Source organism: Pseudomonas tehranensis, assembly GCF_014268615.1.
GTDB lineage: Bacteria > Pseudomonadota > Gammaproteobacteria > Pseudomonadales > Pseudomonadaceae > Aquipseudomonas > Aquipseudomonas tehranensis.
The window spans coordinates 1-215 of sequence record NZ_JABWQV010000528.1 but is presented as its reverse complement, the minus strand read 5'-3'; the positions used below and the strand labels follow the sequence as shown (position 1 = coordinate 215).

The 215-nt window shown below is 66.0% G+C and carries 1 protein-coding gene; it reads left to right on the top strand.

Annotation, left to right across the window (positions count from 1 at the left end; translation table 11 throughout):
• Window positions 1-215: hypothetical protein (locus HU811_RS27280; protein ID WP_186659253.1), on the top strand; the 215-nt coding region annotated here is incomplete at both ends.

The window sequence follows — 215 nt, the reverse complement described above, 5'->3', positions numbered from 1 at the left end:
TTCGGCGCCGGCTGGAGCGTGGCCTATGAGGTGCAGGTCGAGATCCTGCCTCACCCGGACGGCGGCGAAACCCTGCTCTACACCGACGAACAGGCCCGGCCCATCGACATGGGCTCGATCCCGTTGGGCGGCGCGGTGTTCAGTGCTGGCGAAGGCCTGGCCGTGCGACGTCATCTCAACGGGCAGTTGCTGATTGAAAGCGACGACGGCCTGTA